Consider the following 3,916-nt stretch of genomic DNA (forward strand, 5'->3'; position numbering starts at 1 on the left):
TAATATAAAAATTTAAAGATAAGGTAAAGGGCATTTTTTATACGTACTTTAAAAGATATTGGTACAAAGGGATATGTGGGGAAATTTGTTGATATAAAAGGAATTAGTAATAATGGAAAGGTTAACGTACAAATTATTAATTATGGAAATATCATTCCAGAAGATCTACCCTATCTTTTCAATATACTTCATATAAAAAATTACAACATAACATATAATAAAAAACGGCAAACCCTCGACGTAGGAGAATCCACCATCACAAATAAATGATTATTTCACACCTAGTTTTTCTTTTACTTTCTTAGGAAGCTTGTCTTCCTGCACTTCCTCCCAAGCTGTTACACCTTTTTTATCTAAATGATATACACGTAGGAATAGACCTACGCTACCTTCTTTCTTCACCTTCCCATAGAATTTGTTAACATTATCATCTTTCTCCTAACTAACATCTGTTACTTTTACTAATTTCATATGAGAAATCCCCTCCAAATGTACATACTAAGAATGAGATTTGATAGAAGATGCTTGTCTACATTTTGACTTTTCCAAAATACGAATAATATACCATTTGTTAATGGTCTGACTCGACTTTTCCTATTGAAACTGGAATATTTGGTCAAATATATTAAACACACAAATAACTTGATATCGTATCTCATGATTTTTAAGAATAATTCTGTTTTTCATTGTAGTAGTAAGGTTGTTTATCTCATATTGAATTACCTTTCATTTTTCTTACAAGCTCGCAATATTTTTGAAAATACAGTTTATAAAGCCGAGAATTATGATTTTTTCAGAGATAGCATTGAGGGGGGGGTCATATGCACTGTACTATACTCCCGTACAGGTTTCATTTACAATTCATTGTATTTTCTTTACCGTTCACCAAGTTAAAATGGAACAAATTTATTACTTAGAGTGTCTATTATGTGTATTCCTAAAAATATGAAAGGACTTATTATTCCCAAAAGTAAAGTGATGTAAAAAAAGTGTGTATTGAAATACTTCATTTAAACGTTACGAGTTTAATACTTTCACAGGTAAACTATTACGAGTGTAAGCAAAAAAGAAACACCCTAAACAGTAACCGTTCATTCATATAAACGCTTTGGTTCTGCTTATCCTGTTAAAATTCAACTTCAGAAGTATTGGTATCCAACACCCACTTTAATTAACATCGGTATTTAAAATACCAAAACAAAATCCATATATCGTTGAAAGAGGTTGAAAATTCATGTACGTTTTAAACAAGTTCTTTACCTACAAAAAGATTGTACCTGTCGTATTACTTTCATGTGTAACACTAATAGGGTGTTCTAATAGTAATACTCCATCTGAACTACCTAAGCAAACAAAACAAATAAAGCAAATTAAACAAGAAAATACACGTCATGATTCTTTTGCTAAGCTTGAAAAAGAATATAATGCTAAGCTTGGTATTTATGCTCTGGATACAGGTACAAATCAAACTGTTGCTTATCATCCAAATGATCGTTTTGCATTTGCCTCTACATCTAAATCATTAGCAGCGGGAGCTCTTTTACGTCAGAACTCAATAGAAGCTCTTGATGAAAGGATTACGTATACGCGTGAAGACCTTTCTAATTATAATCCAATTACAGAAAAGCATGTGGATACAGGAATGACGTTAAAAGAACTTGCAGATGCTTCTGTTCGATATAGTGACAGTACGGCACATAATTTAATTCTTAAAAAATTAGGTGGTCCATCCGCATTTGAAAAAATCTTGAGAGAAACGGGAGATACGGTTACTAAATCTGAACGATTTGAACCTGAATTAAATGAAGTACATCCTGGAGAAACGCGCGATACCAGTACACCAGAAGCGATCGCTAAGACACTTCAATCATTTACATTAGGATCTGCACTTCCAACAGAGAAACGTGAATTATTAGTAGATTGGATGAAGAGAAATACGACTGGTGATAAGTTGATTCGTGCGGGCGTACCAAAAGGATGGGAAGTAGCTGATAAAACAGGCGCAGGATCTTATGGAACAAGGAATGATATTGCGATTATTTGGCCACCAAATAAAAAGCCAATTGTTCTTGCCATCCTTTCTAATCATGATAAAGAAGATGCAGAATATGATGATAAGCTTATTGCTGACGCGACTAAAGTCGTATTAGATACTTTAAAAGTTACGAATAAAAACTAATAAATTAATAGTTTTCCGTGTTAGGGAGTATATTCTCTGATAAGAGTAACCATACATGAACGTCAAATGATGTTAGAAAACGAAAAAACACGCAGTTCCATTTGGAGTTGCGTGTTTTTATTTTGCTAATTTATTGGGGATAACCGCTTGTGTCATCCAGTGCTGATTGGATTGCACATGGTCTTTTCGAACAAATTTCCCTACGGATTTTGAAAAATCATTATAGTGAAACGCATCCATTAATCTAAGTACATACCCTTCCTGAATTCCTCCAAAGAGTGAAGTACCGTTGTAGCACGAACGAATTACCTTTTCATTATAGGGGCCACGATATAACACTGGAACGTGTGCAAGGCCTAACTTTTTACACCATGCAACTGTTGCATCCCACGATAAACATTCATTTTTCTCATTCCATATTGAAAAGACATAAAAATAGGAAGTCAGTGCTGTGTAGTGAATGCTATGACAAGCATATACATTTTCACCACATATACGCCAGCCTTCTGGAATTCTATACCCCATACTTCCTTGTAACGTTTTTACCCATGTTCTCGATGGGTGATGACCACTTGATAACGACCTTGCATGAATAGCATCTTTATAAAGGGATGTATTTTCACCATCTAACTTTTCTAGTACGATTACTTCTTGAGTTTCAAATCCGTCCATATTTTGTAGAACACAGTCATCACTTGTTACCCCTATCGACCAAGGAACGTGCAATGTTCGTGGATATTTACAAGCATTTTTTCCCTTCTCTACTTCACAAATGCATCTGCATCTCGGAAAAAATATAATTTCGTAAGCATCTCATCACCGCAGTAATGATAGATTTCACGTGCTGCCTCTTCCCCGCCATGTAACATCTTCATATGAAACTCTGTAATCATTAATACTTTCTCAATAAACTCCCATTCGAAACCAAGTTCCATTAAAAAGTGGCAAGCGATGTGAGTACTGACATATTCGTGACCATAATACGAATGGTACCCTTTGAGCTTTTTAAATACACGGCAAAACGGTTTACCTGTATCATGGAATGCTGCAGCACTTTGCAGAAGAAATAAATCTTCCCCTACATAATTCTCTGTTAAATGAGCGTATACCATATATGTGTGCTGACATAATGGTAAAGAATGATAGGGGTTTCCTTGATTATATTGAAACATATCAGAAAAGAACGGGATGTTCTTCATGACAAATTGAACACCACACCCATGCGTCTCCTCCTGTTTCACCATTACAGTTTACTCTAAGTCCCGCTTTACTTGTTCGTTTATGGTTTCTTGTAGTTCGAATAAGACGATGCACAATCCGCTCTGATTTTATGTAATCTATTAGCTTGAATCGTTACTTAAATATAAAGGGTGTCTCGGAAACCTATCCTTTTTTTCCTAAGGCAGTGTAAATCGTAACCTCTGAATAACTCATGAATATCTTTATACCAATTGTGATATCTACAATTTTCTCCCCAAGCAGCAATCAACATATTTTCCATTAAAGTTTTTTATTTCCAATATTTCATCTAACTTCGTACGATTAATTACTTCCTGTAGTAGTCTTTCTACTGTATCTATTTTTATCTCATTTGGTTTTCTCAATATTTTTCACTTCTATTTTTTGATTGTTATGACTGGCACCTGCTCGGTGTCGGAAACTTCACTGTAACCATAATAAAGTAGAAAAAACAATAAAATAATTGTCCAAATAAATATAAAAACTTTATAACTATAC

Annotated in this window: 3 protein-coding genes and 1 pseudogene; 1 reads left to right on the forward strand and 3 read right to left on the reverse strand. The window is 34.1% G+C overall.

What is annotated here, in order from left to right; all coding sequences use genetic code 11:
- Positions 1 to 270 precede the first annotated feature (270 nt).
- Positions 271 to 375 (reverse strand): annotated as a pseudogene (locus ACQGS6_RS24200) (YxeA family protein); the annotation flags it as partial.
- An 859-nt stretch (positions 376 to 1,234) separates the two neighbouring features.
- Between ACQGS6_RS24200 and blaIII the strand changes: the two are divergent.
- Positions 1,235 to 2,179 carry a class A beta-lactamase BlaIII gene (blaIII, locus tag ACQGS6_RS24205; RefSeq protein ID WP_000289419.1) on the forward strand — a complete coding sequence of 315 codons (945 nt, stop codon included), beginning with the start codon at positions 1,235 to 1,237 and terminating at the stop codon, positions 2,177 to 2,179.
- A 117-nt stretch (positions 2,180 to 2,296) separates the two neighbouring features.
- Here blaIII and ACQGS6_RS24210 read toward each other — a convergent pair whose 3' ends face one another.
- On the reverse strand, positions 2,297 to 2,851 hold the full coding sequence (locus ACQGS6_RS24210) for an RNA ligase family protein (protein WP_000348598.1): 555 nt from the start codon (positions 2,849 to 2,851) through the stop codon (positions 2,297 to 2,299).
- A gap of 89 nt (positions 2,852 to 2,940) precedes the next feature.
- Positions 2,941 to 3,423, reverse strand: coding sequence for an HD domain-containing protein (locus tag ACQGS6_RS24215; protein ID WP_065223726.1), 483 nt, complete (start codon positions 3,421 to 3,423; stop codon positions 2,941 to 2,943).
- Positions 3,424 to 3,916 lie beyond the last annotated feature (493 nt).

This window comes from Bacillus sp. GMs2/2 (assembly GCF_050172095.1).
Lineage (GTDB): Bacteria > Bacillota > Bacilli > Bacillales > Bacillaceae_G > Bacillus_A > Bacillus_A cereus.